Origin of the sequence: Microbacterium sp. NFH-22A-Y (genome assembly GCF_021401375.1) — a bacterium.
Classification (GTDB): domain Bacteria; phylum Actinomycetota; class Actinomycetes; order Actinomycetales; family Microbacteriaceae; genus Microbacterium; species Microbacterium hominis.
In genome coordinates this window covers 991576-1015504 of the sequence record NZ_JACBGF010000001.1, presented here as the reverse complement: position 1 = coordinate 1015504, position 23929 = coordinate 991576, and the positions used below count along the sequence as shown (strand labels likewise).

Below are 23929 nucleotides of genomic sequence, written 5' to 3'. Positions count from 1 at the left end.
CGGGGCGCCGGGCCGCCCGGGTGCTCGGGCGCTGGTGCGCTGGGGCACTCGGCTGCTCGGGCGCGGAACCGAACTGCAAGGGCTCCCCCACGACACGCCGGCACCACAGCATCCACCCCGGCGTGCCCCTCGCCCGACCTTGCAGTTCGGTCCCCCGAGCTATGACCACCCCAGGCACCCACCTGCGCCGCCGGGCCGCTCGGCTACTCGGGCGCCGAACCGAACTGCAAGGGATCCGACCCGACACGACGCCACGCCGGCATCCACCCCGGCGTGTCCCTCCCCCGACCTTGCAGTTCGGGTCGGGCATGAGCCGGCCACAGGCTCCTCCACAGACGGCCGACACACGACTCCGTCCACGGATGCCGGGACTTCGCCCGTCACCGTCACGCAGACTGGCGACGATGTCGGCATGTGCGATGTCCGACCGGCCGTGATGACGACCGCGATGCTGCGGCGGTCGGGCCTGTCGCGCACCCAGCTGCGAGAGCAACTGCGAGCCGGCATCCTCGAACGCCGACGCCGGGGCGTGTACGTCATCGCCGATGCGTGCGATGCCGCGCGTGCGGTGGCCGGGCACGGAGGGCGACTCGCCTGCGTCACAGCCGCGAAGCACCTCGGGCTCTGGGTGCTGACCGCCGACCCGCGGGCGCACGTCTGGCTCTGCGATGGGCAGCGCACGTATCACGCCAACGGATGCGGATGCGTCGAGCACTGGGACGACGGGCCGCTCGGCCCGCCGGGGAGCACGCCGTCGATCCCGCGGCTGCTGCTGCAGATCGCGCGGTGCCACGGCGTCGAGGAGTTCTTCGTCGTGCTCGAGTCGGCGTTGCGGCTCGGTCAGCTCGACGACAGCGGCCGTCGGTGGCTGCGACAGCGCAGCACCGCCGCGATGCGCGAAGCGCTCGACCTCGCACGGGATGACGCGGACAGCGGCCTCGAGTCGTTGCTGCGGTGGCGGCTTCGTCACCTCGGCCTTCGCGTACGGACCCAACGGCGCATCGCGGGGGTCGGCGTCGTCGACGCGCTCATCGGCGACCGGCTGCTCGTCGAGGCCGACGGCGTCGACAATCACGATGGCGCGCCGCACCGCCATAAGGACCTCGTCCGCGATGCCACCGCCGCCATCTGGGGCTTCATGACGCTGCGGTTCGACTACGCCATGATCGTCCACGACTGGGACCTCGTCGAAGCTGCGATCGTCGGCGCCCTCGCGACACTCGGCCGCGCCGAGCAGCATCACCTCTGACCGCACTGCCACGCCCGCGCCTCCGCCGCCACCCCGCACCCAACCCCCTCACCGAACTGCAAGGGCAGCCCCGCGACACGCCGGCGGCCCCGCATCCACCCCGGCGCGTCGCCCGCGAGGCCTTGCAGTTCGGGCCGCGAGCGCCCGGCCACGGCTGCGCCTGCCCTCACCGCTCGCCACACCGTCGCGTTCGCGCCCGCGCCGCCACCCCGCACCCGACGCCCCGCACCGAACTGCAAGGGCAGCGCCGCCACCCCGCACCCGACGCCCCTGACCGCACTGCAAGGGCAGCGCGGCGACACGCCGGCGCCTCCGCATCCACCCCGGCGCGTCGCCCGCGAGGCCTTGCAGTTCGGGCCGCGAGCGCAGAGCGCAGCCCCAGCCCCAGCCCCGTGTGCCGGTTCAGTCCCGCGGACTCAGCAGGTAGTCGTTCATGGATGCCGTGAGAGCGGCATCCATCGGCACGTCGACATCGTCGATCGCCGTGATCGGCGCCGCGAGGCGCACGCTGGAGACGAGCCACGCGGCATCCACGGTGTGCAGCTCCGCCACGGGGATCGTCTCGTAACCGGTTTCGAAGCCCTGGGCGGCGAGGTGCTCGAACAGGCTCAGCTGCGTCGTGCCGTGCAGGATGCCGGCGTTCGGCGCGGGGGTCAGGAAGGCATCTCCGCGGCGCAGGATGAGCGACGCGGTCGGCGCCTCCAGCACGTAGCCGTCGCTCGTCGTGAAGATTGCGTCGTCCGCGCCGCGCCGGCGGGCCTCGCGCAGCGCCGCCATGTTCACGGCGTACGACAGCGTCTTCGCGCCCAACAGCAGCCACGGCGCCCGCGACGGCACGTCGAGGGCGTACCCGCGGTCGAGGGTGACGACACGGATGCCGCGCGACCGCGCGATCGAGAAGTCGGCGGCCGGGGCCGCGGTCACCCACGCGGTCGGAGTGGGACCGTGCTCGATTCCCCGGCTCAGGATGAGCTTGATGACCGCCTCCCCCGCACCGCAGGCGGACGCGGCGAGGGCCACGGCCTGGCGCCATTGCTCCGCGTGGGGCACGGGGAGGTCGCACAGCTGCGCCGAATGGGCGAGCCGGGACAGGTGCGCCTCGACCTCCTGCGGGTGACCGTCGATGACGCCGATCGACTCGAAGATGCCGTCGCCGCGCTGCGTGCTGAGCTCTCCGACGGTCAGCGCGGGGGCGGCGGGATCGACCTCGGTGAAGGTCGCTGCGAAGTCGGAGCGGGTGTCGTCCACGTCGGCGGGGTCGATCATCAGCGCGAAGTGCCAGGCCATGCCCCGAGCCTAGACCGCGGGAATACCCCTCAGGGGGCGTCCGTTACACTGGAACAGCCGGGCCGCAGTAACCCCGGGCTCCATCTTTCGCCGCTCCGAGCGGCCTCGCGCCGAGAGGCGTTCTGCGGCCCGGCACTTCTGTGCCGGGCACCCGAGACATCCACGTTTCGACTCGCCACTGCGCTCCTCGCCCAACGACCGGCCACCGCCCACGGGCCACCCGCCACCGGGAGCAGCCGCCGGGTCAGGTCAACGCGTCACGTCGCCAGAGGCCCGCGCACGCGGTCAGGTCTCCGGCGTAGGTGTCCAGGCGCAGGGCGCGGGTCGTGAACGCGCTCGCCCGCTCGGGCTCGGCCGCGTCGTAGTCGTCGGCGACATCGGCGGCGCCCGCCGCCTCGACCCGACAGAACGACGCGGCACGCTCCAGCGCGACCGCGAAGTCGCCCGTGAACACGCCCCGCAGGATCTCGTCGACGAGCGTCATGAGCTCTTCCGGCCCGGCCGGCGTGGGCGCGCCCGCGACGACGTCGTCGACGGAGGGCAGCACGACCCGCCCGCGCTCGTAGAGCAGCGCGGCGGTCGCCGCGTCGTCCCGGACCATCAACTGCAGCAGATACAGCCGCCACAGCGTGCCCGGAAGCGACTTCGCCGGCGAGTGCGACCACAGCTCGGCCACCGTCTCGAGCCCGTGGGCATCGGTGAAGGTGACGAGGCGGTCGACGACCGCGTCGGTCGGCTCGTTGCGCACCCTCGTCACCAGGGCGGATGCCGTGGCATGCGCGATCCGCGAGACGTCGGCCGGATCCGTGGACCCGAATCGGCGGTCGAACGCGTCCGCGGGTCGACGGACGGGGCGGTGATAGTCCCGGGAGTCGTCGCTCATCGCTCCAGGCTACCGGCGGCCTGCCGGGGCGGGGCCGAGGCCCCGATCGCCGCAGTCGCGGTCACACCGTCGGGATCGCGATGATCGGCGCGGTCGTCGGCGAGCCGTCGGGCGAGCCGCCGGCCTGCTCCACGGTCACGGCGATGGTGTCTCCGGGCTGCATCGTGCCGTCGAGCTGAGCCGTGGCCTTCGCACCGGAGGCGTCGAAGGTGCCGGCCGCGATCGGCTGATCGCCGCGCACGAACCACAGCTCGAACGTGCGATCCGCGGGGATCTCCGGCAGGCCCTCGGCCACCAGCACGACCTTGCCCACGCTCTGCGACCAGTGCGCGGTCGCCTCGCCGCCCTGGAAGTCGACCTGTGCGGATGCGGCATCCGGCGCCGACTGGATCTGCTCCAACGCCGTCACGGCGGCCGGCGTGCGCCACAGGCTCGTGACCGCACCCGTGCCCCAGCCGATCCCGATCAGCAGGGCGACGGAGGCGACGAGCGCGAACAGCCCACGCGTCCACGCGCGGCGCTCGACCGTCTGGACGACGTCGGTGGGCGGCGGCTCCTCGGCGTCGGGGGCGGGCGGAGCGGCATCCGTCTCGTCCGCGGATGCCGCGGCATCCGCACCGTCGTCCGTCGGCGCGGACGGGTCGACCTCGATGGCACGCATCAGTCGCGAACGCAGGTCGACGGGCGGCGCGACCGGCGCGACGGCGTCGGCGAGGATGTCGATCGTGGCAGCGTCGAGGGCGACGACGTCGTCCCACTCGGGATGGGCGTCGAGGGCGGTCTGATAGGCGCGCTCGTCATCGGCCGACAGCGCGTTCATCGCGTGCCCTGCCGACAGCTCGGCGAACTCGTCTTCTCCGATGTCTCGGTGGTCGCGGTCGTTCATGACGTCACCCCCATCTCCTGCCTCAGGCGCGACAGACCGTCGCGCATTCTCGTCTTGATCGTCCCCAGGGGCGATCCCACCAACGCGGCGATCTCGCTCTGAGAATATCCCCCGACATAAGCGAGCAGCAGCGCTTCTCGCTGAGGGTCGGGGAGTGCGTCCATCGCCCGGGCGACGCGCCTGCTCTCGATGCGCAGGGCGACCTGGTCGTCGACGCTGTCCTGGCCCGTGTTCAGTTCGCGCAGACCCGCCTTCTCGTCTCGCTCCGTGCTTGCGCGTGTGGAGCGCACGCGATCGACAGCGCGACGATGGGCGATGGTGAGGACCCAGGACCGTCCCTGACCCTTATTCGGAGCGAAACCGGAAGCGGATTGCCACACTTCCAGGAAGACGTCTTGAAGCACTTCCTCGCTCAGCGCGCGGTTCACGAGCACCCGCAGGATCAGACCGAAGGCGCGGGGGGCGAGCATGTCGTAGAGCTGCCCGAAAGCCGTCCGGTCGCCCGCCGCGATGCGCACCAGGAGCTCCCCGGCGTGATCACGCGCCGGTGAGTCCTCGGGTACGTCCACACCGTCGATGACCATCTCTCTCAGCATGCCGTATCACCGTCCCTCTGTCGTGCATCGCGGCCGCGGGTGGCCCATCCGGCGGCGAACGAGTATGCTCCGGCCGCCCCCGACCGCAGAGGTCGCGATGCGCTCGGGTCATGTGCTGTTCGTCGCCGGACCGGGATCGGATTGCGCCGCCGGAACGGAGGCCGAGACGGGCGAAGAGACCCTCGGTCTATAAGGGGGGGCGGATGCGGAGGCGCAAACGGATTCGGAACTTTTTCCCATCCGATGCGCGGCGGGCTCCGAAGGACTTGTCGAGACCGCACCTGCGGCTCGGCAGGACCAACAACCGCACGTCAGCTCACATGGAGGACATCATGCTCAGCACCACGAAGAAGATCACGGCGGCCCTGACGCTCACGATCGCCGGCGCGTTCGCGCTCTCGGCGTGTTCGATGGGCTCCTCGACCAGCGCCGAGACCACGCCCCCCGCGATGACGCAGGAGACCCAGTCGATGGCGCCGTCGCCGTCCACGATGGACCCGGCCGCCAACCTCGTGGGCCCCGGATGCGCCGCGTACGCCGAGGCCGTGCCGTCCGGCGCCGGTTCGGTCGAGGGCATGTCTCAGGACCCGGTGGCCGTCGCCGCCTCGAACAACCCGCTGCTGAAGACCCTCGTCGCGGCCGTGAGCGGCCAGCTCAACCCCGACGTGAACCTCGTCGACACCCTCAACGGCAGTGAGTTCACCGTCTTCGCGCCGGTCGACGACGCGTTCGCCAAGATCGACGCGGCCACGATCGACTCGCTGAAGACCGACAGCGCCGCGCTGACCAAGATCCTCACGTACCACGTGGTTCCCGGCCAGCTCGACCCGTCGCAGGTCGTCGGCACCCACAAGACCGTCGAGGGCGGCGACCTGACCGTCACCGGTTCGGGCGACAACCTGAAGGTCAACGACGCCACCGTCATCTGCGGCGGCGTCCAGACGGCCAACGCGACCGTGTACCTCATCGACACGGTTCTGACGCCGACCAACTGATCGTTCCCGGTCACACCCCGGCCGAGGCCGCCGGCGCACTGTGCGCCGGCGGCCTCGTCGCGTCCGTGCCCCGCCCGCAGCCGGTACGCTGGGATGCCTGGGGCCTCTAGCTCAGTCGGTAGAGCATCGGACTTTTAATCCGCGGGTCGTGGGTTCGAGCCCCACGGGGCCCACCAGTGGGCCGCGCGCGGCTAGCCTCGGAACGTGGACGATCGGACGTCAGCTGTGGATGTCGGGATGCTGCTCGATGCGCGCTACCGCATCGATGCGCTCATCGGCACGGGCGGCATGTCGCGTGTCTACGCGGCGCACGACCTCACGCTGGGTCGCACGGTCGCGATCAAGATCATCACGGCGACAGGCGATGATCTCGATGCCGGCCACCGGGTGCGGGTCGAGACGGCCGCGCTCGCGGCGCTCACCCACCCGAACCTCGTCGTGCTGCACGACGCGCGCCTGACCGGTCCCGGCCCCCGCTACCTCGTCATGGAACGTGTCGACGGCCCCTCGCTGTCGGCGCGGCTCGCCGAAGGACCGCTGACGGATGCCGAGCTCACCCGCATCGCCGGCGAGCTGGCCGAGGCGCTGAGCGCCGTCCACGCCGCCGGTGTCGTGCACCGCGACATCAAACCCTCCAACATCCTGCTCGCGCCCGGCGCGACACCGAGCCGGCCGCGCCGCGCGAAGCTCGCCGACTTCGGCATCGCTCATCTGCTCGGCTCGGAGCGGATCACGCAGCCCGGCACCCTCATCGGCACCGCCGCTTACCTCGCTCCCGAGGTCGCTCTCGGTCACGCTCCGGCCCCGGCATCCGACGTGTACTCCCTCGGCCTCGTGCTGCTGGAGGCGCTCAGCGGTGCGCGGGCCTTCCCGTCCGCTCAGGGCGCGAGCCAGCTGCTCGCCCGACTGGCGCAGGATCCTGACATCCCCGCGGAGCTCCCGCCCCTGTGGGCGGGGCTGTTGCCCGCGATGCTCGACCGCGACCCGGCGGCGCGCCCGAGCGCCGCCGCGATCGCCGACACCCTCGCTGCTCCCCCGCGCGCGGCGGGTGCCGAAGACACCCGCGTCCTCATCCCGCCGCTGCCGCCGGCGGAGCCCGCCGCGGCAGCCGCGGCGCGGTTCGATCGGGATGCGGCCGGGGCACGCCCGTGGTGGCGCCGCGCTCCGCTGCTGATCGGCGCGGGCGCGGCGGTGGCCGCCATCGTCATCGCCCTGTCGGCATGGTCGGGACTGTCGTCGGCGCCGAGCGTCGAACCGTCACCGACCACGACGACGCCGTCATCGACGCCTACGCCCGCGGCGACCGACGCGAGCACGGTGTCGAACCCCGACCCCGTCGCTCCCGCCGACCCGAAGGACAAAGGCAAGGACAAGGGCGGACCGGGCGAGAACAACGGCGGCAAGGGCGGCGGCCCGGGCAAGGACGGCGGCTGAGCCGCCCCTTCCCCCGGACGGATGCCGCGGTCAGCTGCCCAGAGTGCCGACGGACACGACCTGCAGGATCTCGCCGAACAGCCACACGCCGAGCGAGATCGCGGCGACGAAGCCCACGACCGTCGCCGCGACCCACGTCCACAACGGAGCCCAGCCGCCGGCGACGGTCCGCCGCCGCAGCACCACCGCGCGCCCGATCATGTAGACGGCCGATCCTGCACTCACCAGCACGAAGAACGACCATGCCCAACCGAACGGCGCCGGCACGCCGCGGCGCTTCAGCTCGCGCCAGTCGAGCCAGCTGAACACGATGAACGCGGCGTAGCACGCCCAGCCGATCAGGGAGATGCCGAGAGTGCGGATCTCCCACGACGTCAGGTCCGCGGCGGCCGCGGCCGTCCCCGAGCCCGACTCCGCCGCGCGCATCATCGCCGCGATGAGGGAGAGGTAGCCGTTCCAGTCGAAAAGGAAGATCGACAGCATCGGCAGCACGGATGCGGCGACCGCCAGCCACACCCAGATCGTCTGGGTCGGAACGTCGACGGCCGGCGGGGTGGCCCCCGGACCCGCAGGGGCGGGAGCCGTCGGGTAGGCCGGATACGCCGGAGCGACCGGCGCGGCGGGTGCGACCGGCGCGGCGGGTGCGGCGGGATTCGGTGCGTATTCGCCGAACCGCGGCGCGGGCGCCGTCTGCGCGGTCCACTGGGTGCCGTCCCACCAGCGGCGCGCGGCGGCATCCGCCGGGTCGGGGTACCAGCCGGCGGGGGCGCTCACGAGGCCGCTCCGACCAGCTCGGCACCGGCGTGGGCGAGTTCGGCGAGCGCGGCATCCGAGCTCTCCGGCGCGACGCCCGCGATGAGGTCGGTCAGGACGCGGACGTGCAGCCCGTGCGCGATCGCGTCGAGCGCCGACGCGCGCACGCAGTGATCGGTGGCGAGGCCGGCGACATCCACCTGCGTGACGCCGTGGGCGCTCAGCAGGGACGACACCTTCTCACCGGCATCCGTGGTTCCTTCGAACAGCGAGTAGGCGGGCATGCCCTGTCCCTTCTTGACGTGGTGGGTCACGGCGTCCGTGACGAGTTCCGGGTCGTAGTCCGCTCCGGCCGTGCCGGCGACGCAGTGCACCGGCCAGGTGTCCACGAAGTCGGGGGCCGCATCGGAGGCGAAGTGGCCGCCGTTGTCGGTGTGACCTTCATGCCAGTCCCGCGACGCGACGATCAGCGCGTAGTCGTCGGCGTGCGCGGACAGATACGCCGTCAGACCGCGCGCGACCGCGTCACCGCCTGCGACGGCGAGCGCTCCGCCCTCCGTGAAGTCGTTCTGGACGTCGACGATGAACAGTGCTCTGGTCATACCACCGAGGCTAATCCCTCGGGGCGGCTGCGGTCGGCGCCCCGGTCACAACTCCGCCGAATCGCCTCCACCACGCCGCCGCGACCGGCGTGTCGCGCCCGCCGCGACCGGAATGGAGGAGTTTCGCCCGGCATCGACGTCGGCCCGCGCGAGGCGTGAGGGCCACCAGATCCGCCGGCCGAGGTCGTACGCGACCGCCGGCACCAGCAGCGAGCGCACGACGAACGTGTCGAGCAGCACGCCGAAGGCGACGATGAACGCGAGCTGGGCGAGGAACAGGATCGGGATCACGCCGAGCGCGGCGAAGGTCGCGGCCAGCACGAGCCCCGCCGAGGTGATCACCCCTCCGGTCGCGACGAGCCCGCGCAGGATGCCGGGGCGTGTGCCGTGACGCTTCGACTCCTCCCGCACGCGCGACATCAGGAAGATGTTGTAGTCGACGCCGAGTGCCACGAGGAAGACGAAGCCGTACAGGGGCACGGCGGGGTCCGCCCCCGGGAAGTGGAACAGGTTGTCGAAGACGAGCGCGCTGACGCCGAGTGCCGCGCCGAACGACAGGATGACGCTCAGGATCAGGATCACCGGGGCGACGACCGCCCGCAGCAGCAGCATCAGGATCACGAGGATCACGGCGAGGATCACCGGGATGATGAGGGTACGGTCGCGGATCGAGGTGTCATTCGTGTCGAGGTCGATCGCCGTCGGCCCGCCGACCAGGGCGACGTCCGCGCCGAGCTCGGTCGTGAAGCTCGTCCGCAGATCGCGCACGGTCTGCTCCGCGGCCAGCGAGTCGGCCTCGTCCGACAGCGTCGCCACCAGCAGCACGTCGCCGTCGACGATCGTGGGCTGGGGCGGCGTCGCACTCGGCGGACCGGCCAGCGTGTAGACGGGGGCGCCGTTCTGCACCGTGACGCCGATCTGACCCGACGCGGTGTCCTTCGCGGTCGCGGCGACGGATTCGATGCCGGGCGCCTTCTCGAGCACGGTCACGGCGTCGGCCACCCGGTCCTGGGGCACGACGATGTACGCCGGGCTGCCCGATCCCGCGGCGAAGTGCTGGGCGAGCACGTCCTGCCCGTCGCGCGCCTGCGACGCGCCCAGCACCAGGTCGCTCTGCGGCACCCCGTCGGCCTTCAGCTGCAGCACGCCGACGGATGCCGCGAGCAGCACGACCGTCGAGATGATCCACACGGGCCGTGCGTGGCGCGCGACCAGCCGCGCCTGGCGGCCCCAGAAACCGCGGACGGGGGCGTGCGGGTCGGTGACGAGCCGCTCGGCGTTGTCCCCCGGGTCGCCGTCGGCGCCCTTCGGGATGAAGGGCCAGAACGCCGCGCGCCCGAAGATCGCGAGCAGCGCCGGCAGGAACGTGAGGGCGGACAGCACCGCGAACGCGATGCCGATCGAGGCGATCGGCCCGAGCGCCCGGTTGCTGGCGAGATCGCTCAGCAGCAGGCAGAGCAGCCCGGCGATGACCGTGCCGCCCGAGGCGATGATCGGCTCGAACGCGCCGCGCCAGGCGGTGATCGCGGCATCCCATCGCTTGGCCCCCGTGCCGATCGCCTCGCGGAAGCGTGCCGTGTAGAGCAGGGCGTAGTCGGTGGCGGCACCGATGACGAGGATGAACAGGATGCCTTGCACTTGCCCGTTCAGCACGAAGATGCCCGCCTTGGCGAGCCACCAGACCGTCAGCAGCGCGACGCACAGGGCGAAGGTCGAGGTGAGCAGCACGAGCACCGGCAGCAGCGGGGAGCGGTAGACGATCACCAGGATGATGAACACCGCCCCGAGCGCGACGGCGAGCAGCAGGCCGTCGATACCGAGGAAGCCCGCCACCAGATCGGCGGTGAACCCGGCGGGGCCGGTGACCCACGCCTCCAGGCCCGACGGCAGGTTCTTCTCGATGCTCTCGCGGACGGCCGTGACCGTCTCGCCCACGTCGCCCGCGGTCGAGATCGGCACGAAGAACTGCACCGCCTCGCCGTCTTCGGACGGGATGGCCGGCGACACCTGCTCGACGCCCTCGACGCCGGAGATGGTCGAGGCAAGGTCGGAGATCTGGGTGAGCTGCGCCGCGCTGAGCGCCCCGTCGCCGGTGACGACGATGACGGCGGGGATGCTGTCGCCGCCGGTGAACTGCGAGAGCCGCTCCTGCACCTGCGTGGACTCCGCCGAGGACGGCAGGAACGAGGACTGGTCGTTGGTCGCGACCTCGTCGACCTTGCCGAAGTAGGGGCCGCCGATGGATCCGCCGACGAGCCAGATCAGGACCAGCAGAACGGGAATGCCGATACGCAGCCAGCGCGTCGGGGTGTCGGTGCGACGAATCATGTCGCTAGCTTATCTAGTAATAAGTCCCGCATGCCAGCGCCGTGATGCGCGGGGACGCGCACTCACCCGCGGACGAAGTAGAGCACCCAGCCCGTGACGAGACTGATCATGCCGAGCGCGAGCATCCCCGCCGCCGACCAGGTCAGCGCACGCAGCCCGGCGGGGCGCCGCTGCAGCCGCATGCGTCCCTGCCAGCCGTGGCGGTACCAGATGGATGCCGCGTCGGCGTCGCCGATAGCCGCGGCATCCGCCGCCGACAGGGGCGCACTGTTCGCGTCGCCGTCCGCGTCGAACCACCGCGCGAGCGGATGCTCACCGTCGCGGTCGATGATGGCCTCCGCCGGGAGCCACGTGCCGTCGGCCGCCCACACGACGACAGCCGCGGCGGCGAGCACGACGAACGCGCCGAGTCCGACCCACGTGAAGATCTCGATCAGCGCGTCGATCGCGTGATCCATGGAGTCTCCCTGGGCGAGGGGAAGTGTGGAGCCGCCTAAGGGAATCGAACCCTTGACCTATTCATTACGAGTGAATCGCTCTGCCGTCTGAGCTAAGGCGGCGCAGGGAGCCGGAGCGCCATGCACGATGATCGATCCTACAGGGTCGGGGCGCCTCTCGCGAACCGGTCGCCGGCGCCGGCGACGCCGACCCGATCCGGCGGTGTCGTCGTGTTACGTCCCGATTCTGATCTGGACGCCGGATCTGCCTACCGTCGATGAGGCACCGCGACGAGGCGAGCGCGGAAGCCGGCCCTGCAGTCCTCCCGCGCCACGCGGTGCCCCGACCCACAAGGAGCACCACCCATGTCCAAGAAGACCCTGGCCGCCGCTCTGGCGCTGCCGCTCGTCCTGCTGCTGAGCGCGTGCGCCTCCGGCGCCGCATCGCCCTCCGACTCCGCGGGGGCCTCCTCCGACCCCGTGCGCATCGGCGTCGTCGGCGCCGGCGACCCCTACTGGGAGACCTACAAGGAAGCCGCTGCCGCCGAGGGCATCAACGTCGAGATCGTGAACTTCGACTCCTACGACCAGCCGAACCCGGCTCTGTCGGCGGGCGAGCTCGACCTGAACCAGTTCCAGCACATCATCTACCTCGCCACCTACAACGTGAAGGCCGGAGACGACCTGGTGCCGATCGGGGCGACCGCGATCTACCCGCTGGGCCTGTACTCGACCAAGTACGCCAGCGTCGCCGACATCCCCGCCGGTGAGACGATCGCCGTCCCCAACGACGAGTCCAACCAGGCGCGCGCGCTCCTGGTCCTGCAGTCGGCGGGCCTGATCACGCTGAAGGACGGCGGGTCGATCTTCTCGGCGGTCGCCGACATCGAGCCGGGCTCCAAGGTCAAGGTCGAGGCCGTCGCCGCCGACTTCACCGCCTCGTCGCTCCCCGACTTCGCCGGCGCCGTCGTGAACAACGACTTCGTCGCCAAGTCCGGACTGACCAAGGACCAGCTGCTCGCGCAGGACGACCCGGCGGACTCGTCGGCGTTCCCGTACATCAACATCTTCGCGGCCAAGGCCGCGGACGCCGACAACCCGACCTACGCGAAGCTCGTCGAGCTGTACCAGAACACCGCCGCTGTCCAGGAGGGCGTGCTGGAGGCCTCGGGCGGCACCGCGGTGCTCCTGAAGACGCCGGTCGCCGATCTGGTGACGTCGCTGAAGAAGACCGAGGACGACATCCGCGCCCAGCAGTGATCGCCCCGCGTGTGCGGCCCGTCGGAAGGCGGGCCGCACACGCGTGCGTCGTCTCCGCCTCGACCCGGATCGGGAGCCCATGAGCATCATCAGACTGACATCGGCCACGAAGGTCTTCCCCCCGCAGACGAAGGGGGCACCGCCCGTGGTCGCCCTCGACGACGTCTCCCTCGACGTCGCGGCGGGTGAGATCTGCGGCATCATCGGATACTCCGGCGCGGGCAAGTCCACCGTGCTCCGTCTCATCAACGCGCTGGAGACGCCGTCGTCGGGACGCGTGGAGATCGACGGCTCCGACATCACCCGGTTCGGTGAGCGGGAGCTGCGGAGGCTGCGCGCGGACATCGGCATGATCTTCCAGCAGTTCAACCTCTTCGACTCGCGGACGGTCGCCGGGAACGTGGCCTATCCGCTGGAGGTCGCCGGCCGCCCCCGTGGCGAGATCCGCTCACGCGTCGCGGAGCTCCTCGAGTTCGTCGGCCTGTCCGCCAAGGCGCAGAACTACCCCGAGCAGCTGTCCGGCGGGCAGAAGCAGCGGGTCGGCATCGCGCGCGCTCTCGCGACGAGCCCCCGCATCCTCCTCGCCGACGAGGCGACGAGCGCGCTCGACCCCGACACGACCCAGGAGGTCCTGGGCCTCCTCCGCCGGGTGAACGCGGAGCTCGGCGTCACCATCGTGCTCATCACGCACGAGATGGAGGTCATCCGCACCCTCGCCGATCGCGTCGTCGTGATGGAGCAGGGCCGCGTCATCGAGACCGGCACCGTCTTCGACATCCTCTCCGCCCCGCAGCATCCGGCGACCGCGCGCTTCGTCGCCAGCGTCATCGACGACGTCCCCACCGGCGACGACCTCGCCGCCCTGCGCGCTCGGCACGACGGACGCATCGTCACGCTGGACGTCCGCGACGGCGTCGCCGCACAGGCGGACGTGTTCGCCGCCCTGGCCGCCCACGGCGTGCGCTTCGAGGTCGTGCACGGCGGCATCAACGACATCCGGGGCCGCGTCTTCGGACACCTCACGCTCGCCGTGACCGGTGACGCGGATGCCGTCACGCGCGCGCTGGCCGCGGCATCCGCGCACGCGCCCCTGACCGAGGAGGACCCCCGTGGATAGGCTCATCACGCTGCTGCCCCAGCTCTGGGAGGCGACGCTGGAGACGCTGTACGTCGCGAGCGCGGCGCTGGTGCTGGGCGGTGCCGGCGGCCTGCTGCTCGGTCTCGCCCTCTACGCGACCCGCCCGGGCAGCCTCTTCCCGCAGCGCGCGGTGTTCGGGGTGCTCAACGTCATCGTGAACACGATCCGACCGATCCCCTTCATCATCCTGCTGGCCGCCGTGCAGCCCATCGCGCGCGGGGTCGGCGTGCCCGGCATCGGCGTGCCGTTCGCGGTGTTCGCCATCACGATCGCCTCGCTGTTCGCCATCAGCCGCATCGTCGAGCAGAATCTGCTGACCGTGCGCCCCGGGGTCATCGAGGCCGCGCGCGCGGCGGGCGCGAGCCGGTCGCGGATCCTCTTCCGGCTCGTCCCCCGGGAATCCCTGGGCCCGCTCGTGCTCGGATACACCTTCGTCGTCGTGGCGCTCGTCGACATGACCGCGATGGCCGGCGCCGTCGCCGCCGGCGGACTCGGCGAGTTCGCGATCAACTACGGCTTCAAGCAGTTCAACCCGTGGGTGACCTGGTCGGCCGTGCTGGTCATCGTCGTGATCGTCCAGCTGGTGCAGTTCGTCGGCAACGCGCTCGCCCGCCGGGTCCTGCGCCGCTGAGCGACCCTCCGCGCGAGCTCAGCAGGTGAGCCCGTTCTGCGGCACCGTGCCGTCGACAAGGTAGTCCTCCACGGCCGTGTCGACGCACGTGTTGCCCTTGTTGTAGCCGGTGTGCCCCTCGCCCTGGCGGGTCACCAGCACCCCCGACGACAGCTGCTCGGCCAGCGAGACCGACCACTCGTACGGCGTCGCGGGATCGTTGGTGGTGCCGACCACCACGATGGGTGCGGCGCCGTCGGCGGCGATCTTCTCGCGCACGCCCGTCGGCGGGTAGGGCCAGACCTCGCACACATCCACACCCTGCCAGTACGGAGCGATGGTCGGCGCCTTCTGACGCACGAGCGCGTCGGCGGCGTCCTTGTCGGCCTGCGAGGAGTCGAGGGGGTAGTCCATGCAGTTGTAGGCCCGGAAGGCCTCGGTCGAGTTGTCCTGATAGGTGCCATCGGAGCGGGCGTAGTAGAAGTCGGCCAGCGTCAGCGCGGTGTCGGCGTCACCGGCGAGGGCGTCGGTGAGGGCCTTGCTGAGGTAGGACCAGCTGTCCTGGGAATACAGGGCGGCGATGATCGCGGTCATCAACGTGTCGGCGCCCAGCTCACGCCCGTCCGAGCCGGTCAGCGGCGAGCTGTCCACGCTCGCCAGGAGCGTGCCGAGAGCGGCCATGCCCTCGTCGACGCTGCCCGAGAACGGGCAGGAACGGCCCTGCAGACAGTCGGCCATGTACGCCCGCAGCGCCGACTCGAATCCGATGGCCTGCGTCGTGCTCACGTCCAGTCCCGACACCGACGGATCGATCGCGCCGTCGAGCACGAGGCGCCCGACGCGCTCGGGGAACAGCTTGGCGTACGTCGCGCCGAGGAAGGTGCCGTACGAGTAGCCCAGGTAGTTGAGCTTCGTGTCGCCGAGCACGGCGCGCAGCAGATCCATGTCGCGCGCCGCGTTGTCGGTCGTGATGTACGGCAGGATGCCGTCGCTTCCCGCTTCACAGGCCTTCACGAAGTCCTGGTTGCGGGCCGTCAGCTCGTCGGTCCAGCCCTGGCTGCCCCGCGGATCGGCGGGGATGTCGAAGAGGTAGGCGTCCATCTCCGCGGCATCGAAGCAGCGCACCGCCGTGGAACGGCCGACGCCGCGCGGGTCGAACCCGATGACGTCGTACACGTCGGAGAGCGCCGCACCGACCGCGAACGACGACGACTGCGCGATGAGATCGTAACCGCTCGCGCCGGGTCCGCCGGGGTTGGTCAGCAGCGACCCGATGGCGTCGCCGTCGGTCGCAGCGCGGCGGATCACGGCGAGATCTATGGTCCCCACCGAGGGATCGGTCCAGTCCAGCGGTGCGGTGACCGTCGCGCAGTCGAAGCTCCCGGCATCCGCGCCGCTGCACGCCTGCCAGTCGAGCTGCTGCCCGTAGAACTCCTCGAAGCCGGCGGGAGCCCCGTCGACGTCGGGTTCGCGGCTGGGCGCCGGCGTGGCGGCGCTCTCCGGGGGGATGGCCGCGTACAGGCAGCCGGACAGCATCGTGGTCGCCGCCGCGAGGGCGGCGATCGTGACCACGGCGCGCCGGACGACGGATCGGCCGACGACGGAACGACGACGGCGGTGGGATGTCTCGGTCACAGTGTCCTCCCGCTCGCGACGGTCACGAGCATGCTCTCCAGGGCCAGGGCGGGGGCGGCGTTGCCCTCCAGGTTCGTGCGCGTCTGCGAGATCGCGTCCAGCACCACCAGCGTGCGGGGGGCCGACCAGGCATCGGCGAGGGCGCGCAGTTCGGACGCCAGCTCGCGGTTGATGAGATCGTCGCCGCGACCGAACTGCAGCATGAGCACATCGCGGAACATCGACTCGAGATCGGTGAGCACGCGGTCGATGCCGTCGCGCAGGCTGCGGGTCGCGCGCCGCTTCTGGTCGTCCTCCAGCGCGCTGAGCTGACCGCGCACGGCGGGCGGCACCGCCGCGCCGGCGACGATGCCGAGGGTGCGCAGGAGCGACGCGCGCTCGGCCTCATCGCGCTCGGCCGTCAGCGCCTTGGCGTCGTCGGTGGCCAGCTGCACGATCCGCGCCGCGGTCTCGACCGCTCCCCCGACGCCGCGGACCGACAGCACGGCGCGCAGCGTCTCGTCGCGGCGGGCGCGCGCGCCCTCGTCGGTGGCCAGGCGCACCGCCATGCCGATGTGGCGCTGCGCGAGCCGCGCCGCCTGCTCGGCGGTGGCCGGGTCGACGCCGGTGCGTGCCACGATGAGGCGTCCGACGTCGGCGACATCGGGTTCACGCAGACGCAGCGTGCGCACGCGCGAGCGGATCGTGGGCAGGAGGTCGGCGTCGCTGGGCGCGCAGAGGATCCACACGGTCCGCTCCGGCGGCTCTTCGAGCGCCTTGAGGAGCACGTTGCTGGTGCGCTCGACCATCCGGTCGGCATCCTCCATCACCATGACGCGGTAGCGGCCGAGCGACGGGGAGAAGTAGGAGCGCTCGACGAGCGCGCGGGCGTCTTTGATCGAGATGATCACACCCTCGGTGCGCAACGCGGTGAGGTCGGGGTGCGTGCCGGCGAGCACCTGACGCATCGCGTTCTCATCCCCCGGCTCGGCGATCAGCGCCGCGGCGAACGCGTACGCGAGGGTCGAGCGGCCCGAGCCGGCCGGGCCGGTGATGAGCCACGCATGCGCGAGCTGAGCGGGATCGGATGCCGCGGCGCGCAGCTGCTGCAACGCCTCGCCCTGGCCCCACACCTCGCCCCACGGGACCTCCGTCCCGGGCTCCCCCTCGGCGATCGGAGCATCCGCAATCATGCCCCCAGCCTACGTGCCCGCACGGACACCCCCAGGGAGTTCTCCCCCCAGCGGCGAGCCGCCATGTCTTGTGCGAGCCGCCACGGCGCGTCCGGCCCGGGGCGTGGCGGCTCGGGCGCGGGATGGCGGCTCGGCGGGGTGGGGTGGGTGGGTCAGGCGAGGCGGTGGGCGATGTGGGTCTGGATGGCGGCGGCCAGCTCGGCGGCGGGGAGCGCGGCGTCGAGCACGAGGAACCGCTGCGGATCGGCGGCGGCCAGGCTCAGGAACGCGACGCGGACACGATCGTGGAACTCGGCCTTCTCCGCCTCGAGACGGTCGAAGGGCTTGTCGGCGGCATCCAGTCGCCGACGGGCGGCGGCCGGATCGAGGTCGAGGAGCACCGTCACGTCCGGAAGCGCGTCCTCCGTGGCCCACAGCGACAGCTCGCGCACCTGGTCGGCATCCAGCACACGCCCTGCACCCTGGTAGGCCACCGACGAGTCGAGGTAGCGGTCCTGGATGACGACCTCGCCGCGGTCGAGGGCGGGTCGCACGAGCGTCGCGACGTGCTGGGCGCGATCCGCCGCGTAGAGCAGCGCCTCCGCGCGCGGGGCGACCTCGCCCCGGTGGTGCAGGACGATGTCGCGGATCAGGACGCCGACCTCCGTGCCGCCGGGTTCACGGGTGCGCAGGACCGTGCGCCCCTGATCGCGCAGCCAGCGCTCGAGGAGGCTCGCCTGCGTCGTCTTCCCGGTGCCGTCACCGCCCTCGAACGTGACCCACAGTCCGCGGGTCATTTCTTCTTGGCGGCCGGCTTGCGCGTGGTCGTGGTCGTCCGGCGGGTCGTGCGCTTGGGCGCGGGACTCTTCGCACGCTTGTCCGCGAGCATCTGCACCGCGACCTCGAAGGTGATGTCGTCGGCGGTCTGCCCGCGCGGGATCGTCACGTTCGTGGTCCCGTCGGTGACGTACGCGCCGAAGCGGCCGTCCTTGATGCGGATGGGCTTGCCCGACACCGGATCGGCCTCGAACTCCTTGAGGAAGCTCGCGGCGCGGTTGGCGTACTTCGGCTGCGCGTAGATCTCGAGCGCCTGCTCGAGGGTGATGTCGAAGATCTGGTCCTCGCCCGCGAGCGAACGCGAGTCGGTGCCCTTCTTCAGGTACGGACCGTAGGGGCCGTTCTGCGCCGTGATCGGGGTGTCGGTCTCGGGGTCGACACCGACGGTGCGCGGAAGCGAGAAGAGCTTCAGCGCGGTCTCGAGGTCGATCGTCTCGGGCGACATGCTCTTGAAGAGCGAGGCGCGGCGCGGCTTGGGCGCCTCGACCTTCTTCTTCGCGACCCGCTTCTTCGGCGCCGACTCGGCCGCGGCCTCGGCGACGGGCGCGGGCTCCGGCTCGGGCTCGGCGGGGAGCACCTCTTCGAGGTAGGGACCGAAGCGACCGTCCTTCACCACGATGTCTCGCCCGTTCTCGGGGTTCTGTCCGAGCACGCGGTCGCCGGCGATCGGGGCGTCGATGAGCTCGCGCGCCTTCTCGGGGGTGAGCTCGTCGGGGGCCAGATCGCCGGGGACGTTGACGATGCGCGACGTGCCATCCTCGTTGGGCACGTCGAGGTAGGGGCCGTACCGGCCGAAGCGCAGGGTGGCGACTTCGCCGATCTTCGTCGCGTTGATCTCGCGCGCATCGATCTCGCCGAGGTTGTCGAGGATGTGACGAAGGCCCACGTGGTTCTCGGAGCCGAAGTAGAACTCCTGCAGCCACGCGACGCGCTGCTGCTCGCCGCGCGCGATCGCGTCGAGGTCGTCTTCGAGCGCGGCCGTGAAGTCGTAGTCGACGAGGTCGGCGAAGTGCTCCTCGAGCAGCCGCACGACGCTGAACGCCAACCAGCTGGGCACGAGCGCTTGACCGCGCTTGGTGACGTACTCGCGGTTGATGATGACGTCGATGATGCTCGCGAACGTCGAGGGACGACCGATGCCCTTCTCCTCCAGCGCCTTCACGAGCGACGCCTCGGTGTAGCGGGGCTTGGGGCTGGTGGCGTGCCCCTTCGGCTCGACGTCGTGCAGCGAGAGCACGTCGCCGACGGCCAGCGGCGGCAGCGACTGGTCGTCGGACTTGTCGGCGTCGCCGCGCTTCTCGTCGCGCCCTTCCTCGTACGCCTCGAGGAAGCCCTTGAAGGTGTACACGGTGCCGGATGCCGTGAACGACGCCGTGCGGCCGGCCGCCTCGGTCTCGAGCGTCACCGTGGTGGTCTCGTACTTGGCGTCGGACATCTGCGAGGCGACGGTGCGCTTCCAGATGAGGTCGTACAGGCGCAGTTCGTCGCGGTCCAGCGACGACGACACGGATGCCGGGGTGCGGAAGGAGTCGCCCGAGGGACGGATCGCCTCGTGCGCCTCCTGCGCGTTCTTGCTGTTGTTGCGGTAGCTGCGCGGGTTGGCCGGCACCGCCTTGTCGCCGTACAGCGCCACGGCCTGGGTACGCGCCGCCGTGACCGCCTGCGTGGACAGCGCGGTCGAGTCGGTGCGCATATAGGTGATGTACCCCTTCTCGTAGAGCCGCTGAGCGACGCCCATGGCGTGCTTCGCGCTCATCGAGAGCTTGCGACCGGCCTCCTGCTGGAGCGTGGAGGTCGTGAACGGGGGCTTGGGGCTGCGGGTTCCGGGCTTGGCCTCGACGGCCGTGACGGTCGCCTCCCCGCCCGCCTCGATCGCGGCGGCCAGCTCGCGCGCCTGCGATTCGGTGAGGACGACGACGGCCTTCTTCAGCTGTCCGGCATCGTCGAAGTCGGTGCCGCGCGCCAGCGGAGCGCCGTCGAGGCGGGCCAGGCGGGTGGCGAACGACTCGCCGCCGGAGGCGGCGAGCGCCTCGACATCCCAGTACGACGCCGAGACGAAGGCCATGCGCTCGCGTTCGCGGTCGACGACGAGGCGCGTCGCAGCCGACTGCACGCGCCCGGCGGAGGTGCCCTGTCCGACCTTCCGGCGCGTGACGTCGGAGACGTCCCAGCCGTACAGACGGTCGAGGATGCGGCGCGTCTCCTGCGCGTCGACGAGGGCGAGGTCGAGCTCGCGGGTGTTATCGACGGCGGCGCGGATGGCGTCCTTGGTGATCTCGTGGAACACCATGCGCTTGACGGGGACCTTGGGCTTGAGGGCCTCGAGCAGGTGCCACGCGATGGCTTCGCCTTCGCGGTCTTCATCGGTGGCGAGCAGGAGCTCGTCGGCGTTCTTGAGGGCGCGCTTGAGCTCGGCGACGGTCTTCTTGCCGCGCTCGCTCTCCACATAAAGAGGAGTGAAGCCGTTCTCGATGTCGATCGAGTACTTTCCGACCGAGGTCTTCTTCAGCTCGGCGGGGATGTCCTTCTTGTCCGCGAGGTCACGGATGTGACCGACCGAGCTGAGCACCTCGTATCCGTCGCCCAGGTATCCCTGGATCGACTTCATCTTCGTCGGCGACTCGACGATGACGAGCTTCTTGCCCCCAGCACTCTTGACAGCTGCCACGTGGCGTCCTTTCTCCGATGCACACCATACACACCGCTCGACGTGGAGGACGCTGGGAGCCGCCGCCTCACCCATCACCGGGAGGGGGCCCGGCCCGCGCGCGAGCCTCCGCGGCAAGCACCCCCGACCCGAGGCGGACACGGACCGTCGCGGTCGTTCCGACCACGGTGCACGCCACGACCGCGGCACCCGCCACGGCCGCGACATCGACGGCGCGTTGGCACGCCGTCCCCGACACGAGGCCCGCGGCCGTATCGGCGGCGGCGAGGGCTGCGGCATCCGCGATGCCGGCCGCGCGGGCTCCGACGACCGCCGCCGCCCCGGCGGTCACGACACCGACCGCGACGGCGGACGCGACGGCGACCGCGGCGAGCGCGGCCGCTGCCCCCGACATCAGCGATCCCCCCTCATCGTCACTGTCGTCACCGTCCGCCGTCGAGGGCGCAGGAGCGGGCCCGCAGCTCGGGCAGCGGAAGCGGGATGCCGGGGGACGCCGTCGCGGTGACGCACACGAGATCGCCGTCGGCGGTGACCCCGGCGACGTGTCCACCGGCGATCGCCTGCACGATCTCGCCGGCGCGATCGGGCTCGCCGCGCGCGGCGAGCCTCGAGGCCTGCGCGGCCGCATGCTCCAGCCGCACCTGCCGTCCCACCGCGGACACGGCGCCCGCGGTCAGTGCCACGAGCAGCAGCACCGCGGGAACGATGACGGCGAACTCTGCGGTCGCCGAACCGCCGTCATCGTCCCGGCGACTCATGCGACCGTGAGTGCGCGGCGGACCAGATCGGTGAGGATGCCGCGCACCTCGTCGCTGCGCATGATCACGACGAGCAGCCCCGCGAACGCGACGGCCGCCATCGTCGCGACGGCGTACTCCGCCGTGGCGGCACCGTCCTCGTCGGCGTACAGGGCGCGGGCGCGTCGAGCGCTCAACGGCGGCAGCGACGCGGTCGCGGTCCTCGGCGAGGGGCGGTCGAGTGATGAGAGTGACATGGGATCTCCTTTTCGTGACGGTGGACGAGCGGGCACGGGGTGACGGCGGCGATGTGCCGCCGAGTCGGCGAGGGCTAGGGCGGTGCCGATGGTGCGCCGAGCGGCAGGGATGCGCCGCCGACCACCGAGAGCAGCAGCGGGGCGACGCCCAGCAGCAGGAAGGCGGGCAAGGTGCACACGCCCATCGGCAGCAGCAGCGACGCGCCCAGACGGGCCGCACGCAACCGGCCCTCCGTGCGTGCGGCACGGCGTTGCTCCGCGGCACCCGCCCGGAGGAGGTCGACGGCCGGGGCGCCGGCCCGCTGCGACAGCCGCAGGACCGCGTGCACGTCGGGCGCGATCCGTCCGGCGCCGGCACCCTCCGCCGTCGCCAGCGCCCGATCGATCGACACGCCCCCGGACAGGGCGATGGCGACGACTTCCGCCTGCACGCCGGCGAGGCGGTCGTCGGGCTGGGCGCGCGCCACCAGGCGCTTCGTCCAGCCGCGTGCGGCGAGCATCAGTGCGACGCCTGCGACCGCGCACGCGATGCCGATCGGCTGGGTGAGCGCCGCGACGAGGTCGAAGCCCAGCGTCATGCCGAGGAGCACCGCGACGACCGGGAGCCACGTGACGAGACGCGCGGTGGCCGTCGGGTCGGCCAGCGCCACGCGCACGTCGTCGCGCGCCTCCTGGGCGCCGCGCAGCGCGTCGGCGAACCGCCGGAGGCTGGATGCGAGCGGCGCGCCGACGGTCTCCGCGACCTGCCACGCGGCGGCGACATCGACCCACGCGCCGCCCAGTGCGCGCAGCGCGGCGGAGGCGCCGGGCCCGTCGGGAGCCGTCGCGACCCGCAGCGCGACGGGATCACCGTCCTCGGCCAGCAGCTCCCACGCCCGGCCGGGCGCGACGCCGGATTCGAGGAGGACCGACACCTTCTGGACGGTCGCCGCGGCGTCGGAGGCCTCTGCGGGCCGACGGGCGCTCACGATCCGACCTCCATGCGCAGGCGGCCACTGTCGTCGAGCGCGGGCCGAGCGATTCCCGAGACGCGCCGGATGCCGTCGGCGCCCCGCTCGACGTGGACCACCACGCCGATGGCACTGACGACCTGACGCGCCATCGATCGATCGTCCATGCCCGCGAGCGCGCCCAGCGCCTCCAGCCGGGCCGGAAGGTCGCGGATGCTGCCGGCATGGACGGTGCCGGCGCCGCCGTCGTGTCCCGTGTTGAGCGCGGTGAGGAGCTCTCGCACCTCCTCGCCGCGACACTCCCCCACGACGAGGCGGTCGGGCCTCATCCGCAGGGCCTCGCGGACGAGCCGCGCCAACGGCACCGCCCCGGCGCCCTCCAGATTGGGCTGTCTCGCCTCGAGGCGGACGTGGTGGGGATGCCGGATGCGCAGTTCGGCGACGTCCTCGATGGTCACGATGCGTTCCCGGGCGGGAACACGTCCCAGCAGCGCCGACAGCAGGGTGGTCTTGCCGGCCCCGGTCGCACCGGAGATGAGGACGTTCCGGCGCGCCGTCACGAGCGCGTCGAGGCGGCGGACGGTCTCGGCATCGCACAGACCGCCGCGCACGAGCTCGTCGAGATCGGGGATGCCGACTTGCGGGAGACGGATCGAGATGGCCGTGCCCGAGCACGCCACCGGCGGGAGCACCGCGTGCACCCGTGCGCCGTGCTCCCACCGGACGTCCACGAGCGGTGTGGCATCGTCGAGGTGGCGTCCGCCGACGCCGATGAGAGCGACGGCCAGCGCGCGCAGGTCGTCCGCTCCCAGGCGCCAACCCTCCACGGATTCGACGCCGCGACCACGGTCGACGAAGAGGCCGTCGACGCCGTTGATGAACACGTCCGTGATCTGCGGATCGCCCAGCAGATGGCGGAGGGGGTCGAGTGCCGGATGGTCGGGCAGCGGTCTGCGCTCCGGCCGCCGCAGCGGAGCCGCCGGTGACGCCGCGGCCGCCGCCGCATCGACCATCGGGGTCCGGCGCACGGATTCGGGAACGCGCCGGCTCTCGCGGCGACGGACGACGAACGGCTCGGACATGCCTCGACGGTAGGTCCGGCCGACGCCTGCGCTCGGGGTGGGCGGCGGCATCCGTGGACAGTGCCCGTCGGCGCGACGTTGGGGAGGAGTCTTCGCCGGAAAGAGAGAAGGCGGCATCCCATAGGGGGAGATGGGATGCCGCCACGCGACATCC

The 23929-nt window shown here is 71.8% G+C and carries 23 protein-coding genes and 2 tRNA genes; 7 read left to right on the top strand and 18 right to left on the bottom strand.

Annotation, left to right across the window (positions count from 1 at the left end):
* Window positions 1-412 precede the first annotated feature (412 nt).
* Complete coding sequence (locus tag L0965_RS04795) at window positions 413-1249, top strand: type IV toxin-antitoxin system AbiEi family antitoxin domain-containing protein (RefSeq protein WP_101305835.1); 837 nt, start codon at window positions 413-415, stop codon at window positions 1247-1249.
* A 402-nt stretch (window positions 1250-1651) separates the two neighbouring features.
* Here the strand turns inward: L0965_RS04795 and L0965_RS04790 are convergent, their stop codons facing one another.
* The 4 genes from L0965_RS04790 to sigK all read right to left on the bottom strand — a co-directional run bounded on the left by L0965_RS04790 (window position 1652) and on the right by sigK (window position 4901).
* A complete protein-coding gene (locus L0965_RS04790; RefSeq protein WP_101305834.1) occupies window positions 1652-2536 on the bottom strand; it encodes an aminodeoxychorismate lyase in 885 nt (294 codons plus the stop codon).
* 244 nt (window positions 2537-2780) lie between these two features.
* Window positions 2781-3419, bottom strand: a complete 639-nt coding sequence (locus L0965_RS04785) for a hypothetical protein (protein WP_060960450.1) — start codon at window positions 3417-3419, stop codon at window positions 2781-2783.
* A 61-nt stretch (window positions 3420-3480) separates the two neighbouring features.
* Window positions 3481-4305, bottom strand: a complete 825-nt coding sequence (locus L0965_RS04780; protein ID WP_198553681.1) for an anti-sigma factor domain-containing protein — start codon at window positions 4303-4305, stop codon at window positions 3481-3483.
* A complete protein-coding gene (sigK, locus tag L0965_RS04775) occupies window positions 4302-4901 on the bottom strand; it encodes an ECF RNA polymerase sigma factor SigK (RefSeq protein WP_060960451.1) in 600 nt (199 codons plus the stop codon). The genes L0965_RS04780 and sigK overlap by 4 nt, the downstream gene beginning before the upstream one ends.
* 332 nt (window positions 4902-5233) lie before the next feature.
* Here sigK and L0965_RS04770 point away from each other — a divergent pair, with 332 nt between their 5' ends.
* From L0965_RS04770 to L0965_RS04760, 3 genes are all read left to right on the top strand, one after another.
* Window positions 5234-5896: a fasciclin domain-containing protein gene (locus L0965_RS04770; protein ID WP_060960478.1), complete on the top strand. Its 663-nt coding sequence runs from the start codon at window positions 5234-5236 to the stop codon at window positions 5894-5896.
* Window positions 5897-5996: 100 nt separating this feature from the next.
* Window positions 5997-6072 (top strand) — tRNA-Lys (locus tag L0965_RS04765).
* 28 nt (window positions 6073-6100) lie between these two features.
* Window positions 6101-7330 (top strand): serine/threonine-protein kinase, encoded by a 1230-nt coding sequence (locus tag L0965_RS04760; protein ID WP_101305833.1) that lies wholly within the window; start codon window positions 6101-6103, stop codon window positions 7328-7330.
* Window positions 7331-7360: 30 nt separating this feature from the next.
* On the opposite strand, the gene L0965_RS04755 is transcribed toward L0965_RS04760, so the two are convergent.
* The 5 genes from L0965_RS04755 to L0965_RS04735 all read right to left on the bottom strand — a co-directional run bounded on the left by L0965_RS04755 (window position 7361) and on the right by L0965_RS04735 (window position 11573).
* Window positions 7361-8104, bottom strand: a complete 744-nt coding sequence (locus tag L0965_RS04755) for a DUF2510 domain-containing protein (protein ID WP_101305832.1) — start codon at window positions 8102-8104, stop codon at window positions 7361-7363.
* Entirely contained in the window at window positions 8101-8685 is a 585-nt protein-coding gene (locus tag L0965_RS04750) for an isochorismatase family protein (RefSeq protein ID WP_101305831.1), read from the bottom strand. Before L0965_RS04750 ends, L0965_RS04755 begins: the two co-directional genes overlap by 4 nt.
* A gap of 45 nt (window positions 8686-8730) precedes the next feature.
* Window positions 8731-11013, bottom strand: a complete 2283-nt coding sequence (locus L0965_RS04745) for an efflux RND transporter permease subunit (RefSeq protein ID WP_101305830.1) — start codon at window positions 11011-11013, stop codon at window positions 8731-8733.
* A gap of 62 nt (window positions 11014-11075) precedes the next feature.
* Entirely contained in the window at window positions 11076-11471 is a 396-nt protein-coding gene (locus tag L0965_RS04740; protein WP_101305829.1) for a hypothetical protein, read from the bottom strand.
* 26 nt (window positions 11472-11497) lie between these two features.
* Window positions 11498-11573 (bottom strand) — tRNA-Thr (locus L0965_RS04735).
* 243 nt (window positions 11574-11816) lie between these two features.
* On the opposite strand from L0965_RS04735, the gene L0965_RS04730 reads away from it, so the two are divergent.
* The 3 genes from L0965_RS04730 (at window position 11817) to L0965_RS04720 (ending at window position 14479) form a co-directional block, all read left to right on the top strand.
* Entirely contained in the window at window positions 11817-12710 is an 894-nt protein-coding gene (locus tag L0965_RS04730) for a MetQ/NlpA family ABC transporter substrate-binding protein (RefSeq protein WP_060960469.1), read from the top strand.
* A 79-nt stretch (window positions 12711-12789) separates the two neighbouring features.
* A complete protein-coding gene (locus L0965_RS04725) occupies window positions 12790-13827 on the top strand; it encodes a methionine ABC transporter ATP-binding protein (protein ID WP_060960470.1) in 1038 nt (345 codons plus the stop codon).
* A complete protein-coding gene (locus L0965_RS04720; protein ID WP_060960471.1) occupies window positions 13820-14479 on the top strand; it encodes an ABC transporter permease subunit in 660 nt (219 codons plus the stop codon). The genes L0965_RS04725 and L0965_RS04720 overlap by 8 nt, the downstream gene beginning before the upstream one ends.
* 18 nt (window positions 14480-14497) lie before the next feature.
* On the opposite strand, the gene L0965_RS04715 is transcribed toward L0965_RS04720, so the two are convergent.
* The 9 genes from L0965_RS04715 to L0965_RS04675 all read right to left on the bottom strand — a co-directional run bounded on the left by L0965_RS04715 (window position 14498) and on the right by L0965_RS04675 (window position 23775).
* Window positions 14498-16093 (bottom strand): alpha/beta hydrolase, encoded by a 1596-nt coding sequence (locus L0965_RS04715; RefSeq protein ID WP_374198327.1) that lies wholly within the window; start codon window positions 16091-16093, stop codon window positions 14498-14500.
* Window positions 16090-17265 carry a DNA polymerase III subunit delta' gene (locus L0965_RS04710; protein WP_101305828.1) on the bottom strand — a complete coding sequence of 392 codons (1176 nt, stop codon included), beginning with the start codon at window positions 17263-17265 and terminating at the stop codon, window positions 16090-16092. Before L0965_RS04710 ends, L0965_RS04715 begins: the two co-directional genes overlap by 4 nt.
* 152 nt (window positions 17266-17417) lie before the next feature.
* Window positions 17418-18041 carry a dTMP kinase gene (gene tmk / locus L0965_RS04705; protein WP_061782570.1) on the bottom strand — a complete coding sequence of 208 codons (624 nt, stop codon included), beginning with the start codon at window positions 18039-18041 and terminating at the stop codon, window positions 17418-17420.
* Window positions 18038-20689, bottom strand: coding sequence for a type I DNA topoisomerase (gene topA, locus L0965_RS04700; protein WP_232784043.1), 2652 nt, complete (start codon window positions 20687-20689; stop codon window positions 18038-18040). Before topA ends, tmk begins: the two co-directional genes overlap by 4 nt.
* A gap of 127 nt (window positions 20690-20816) precedes the next feature.
* Entirely contained in the window at window positions 20817-21143 is a 327-nt protein-coding gene (locus tag L0965_RS04695; RefSeq protein ID WP_101305826.1) for a helicase, read from the bottom strand.
* Window positions 21144-21171: 28 nt separating this feature from the next.
* Window positions 21172-21507 (bottom strand): TadE family type IV pilus minor pilin, encoded by a 336-nt coding sequence (locus tag L0965_RS04690; protein ID WP_101305825.1) that lies wholly within the window; start codon window positions 21505-21507, stop codon window positions 21172-21174.
* A complete protein-coding gene (locus tag L0965_RS04685; RefSeq protein ID WP_060960476.1) occupies window positions 21504-21743 on the bottom strand; it encodes a DUF4244 domain-containing protein in 240 nt (79 codons plus the stop codon). The genes L0965_RS04690 and L0965_RS04685 overlap by 4 nt, the downstream gene beginning before the upstream one ends.
* A 74-nt stretch (window positions 21744-21817) precedes the next feature.
* Window positions 21818-22711: a type II secretion system F family protein gene (locus tag L0965_RS04680; protein ID WP_234057949.1), complete on the bottom strand. Its 894-nt coding sequence runs from the start codon at window positions 22709-22711 to the stop codon at window positions 21818-21820.
* Complete coding sequence (locus L0965_RS04675) at window positions 22708-23775, bottom strand: TadA family conjugal transfer-associated ATPase (RefSeq protein WP_101305823.1); 1068 nt, start codon at window positions 23773-23775, stop codon at window positions 22708-22710. The genes L0965_RS04680 and L0965_RS04675 overlap by 4 nt, the downstream gene beginning before the upstream one ends.
* Window positions 23776-23929: the final 154 nt, after the last annotated feature.

Coding starts and splice junctions, on each gene's coding strand:
- L0965_RS04745 (WP_101305830.1), bottom strand. CDS start 11,013: ATGATTCGTCGCACCGACACCCCGACGCGCTGGCTGCGTATCGGCATT.
- L0965_RS04730 (WP_060960469.1), top strand. CDS start 11,817: ATGTCCAAGAAGACCCTGGCCGCCGCTCTGGCGCTGCCGCTCGTCCTG.
- L0965_RS04675 (WP_101305823.1), bottom strand. CDS start 23,775: ATGTCCGAGCCGTTCGTCGTCCGTCGCCGCGAGAGCCGGCGCGTTCCC.
- L0965_RS04740 (WP_101305829.1), bottom strand. CDS start 11,471: ATGGATCACGCGATCGACGCGCTGATCGAGATCTTCACGTGGGTCGGA.
- L0965_RS04790 (WP_101305834.1), bottom strand. CDS start 2,536: ATGGCCTGGCACTTCGCGCTGATGATCGACCCCGCCGACGTGGACGAC.
- L0965_RS04685 (WP_060960476.1), bottom strand. CDS start 21,743: ATGTCACTCTCATCACTCGACCGCCCCTCGCCGAGGACCGCGACCGCG.
- L0965_RS04710 (WP_101305828.1), bottom strand. CDS start 17,265: ATGATTGCGGATGCTCCGATCGCCGAGGGGGAGCCCGGGACGGAGGTC.
- tmk (WP_061782570.1), bottom strand. CDS start 18,041: ATGACCCGCGGACTGTGGGTCACGTTCGAGGGCGGTGACGGCACCGGG.
- L0965_RS04795 (WP_101305835.1), top strand. CDS start 413: ATGTGCGATGTCCGACCGGCCGTGATGACGACCGCGATGCTGCGGCGG.
- sigK (WP_060960451.1), bottom strand. CDS start 4,901: ATGCTGAGAGAGATGGTCATCGACGGTGTGGACGTACCCGAGGACTCA.
- L0965_RS04770 (WP_060960478.1), top strand. CDS start 5,234: ATGCTCAGCACCACGAAGAAGATCACGGCGGCCCTGACGCTCACGATC.
- L0965_RS04750 (WP_101305831.1), bottom strand. CDS start 8,685: ATGACCAGAGCACTGTTCATCGTCGACGTCCAGAACGACTTCACGGAG.
- topA (WP_232784043.1), bottom strand. CDS start 20,689: ATGAAGTCGATCCAGGGATACCTGGGCGACGGATACGAGGTGCTCAGC.
- L0965_RS04725 (WP_060960470.1), top strand. CDS start 12,790: ATGAGCATCATCAGACTGACATCGGCCACGAAGGTCTTCCCCCCGCAG.
- L0965_RS04690 (WP_101305825.1), bottom strand. CDS start 21,507: ATGAGTCGCCGGGACGATGACGGCGGTTCGGCGACCGCAGAGTTCGCC.
- L0965_RS04780 (WP_198553681.1), bottom strand. CDS start 4,305: ATGAACGACCGCGACCACCGAGACATCGGAGAAGACGAGTTCGCCGAG.
- L0965_RS04695 (WP_101305826.1), bottom strand. CDS start 21,143: ATGTCGGGGGCAGCGGCCGCGCTCGCCGCGGTCGCCGTCGCGTCCGCC.
- L0965_RS04785 (WP_060960450.1), bottom strand. CDS start 3,419: ATGAGCGACGACTCCCGGGACTATCACCGCCCCGTCCGTCGACCCGCG.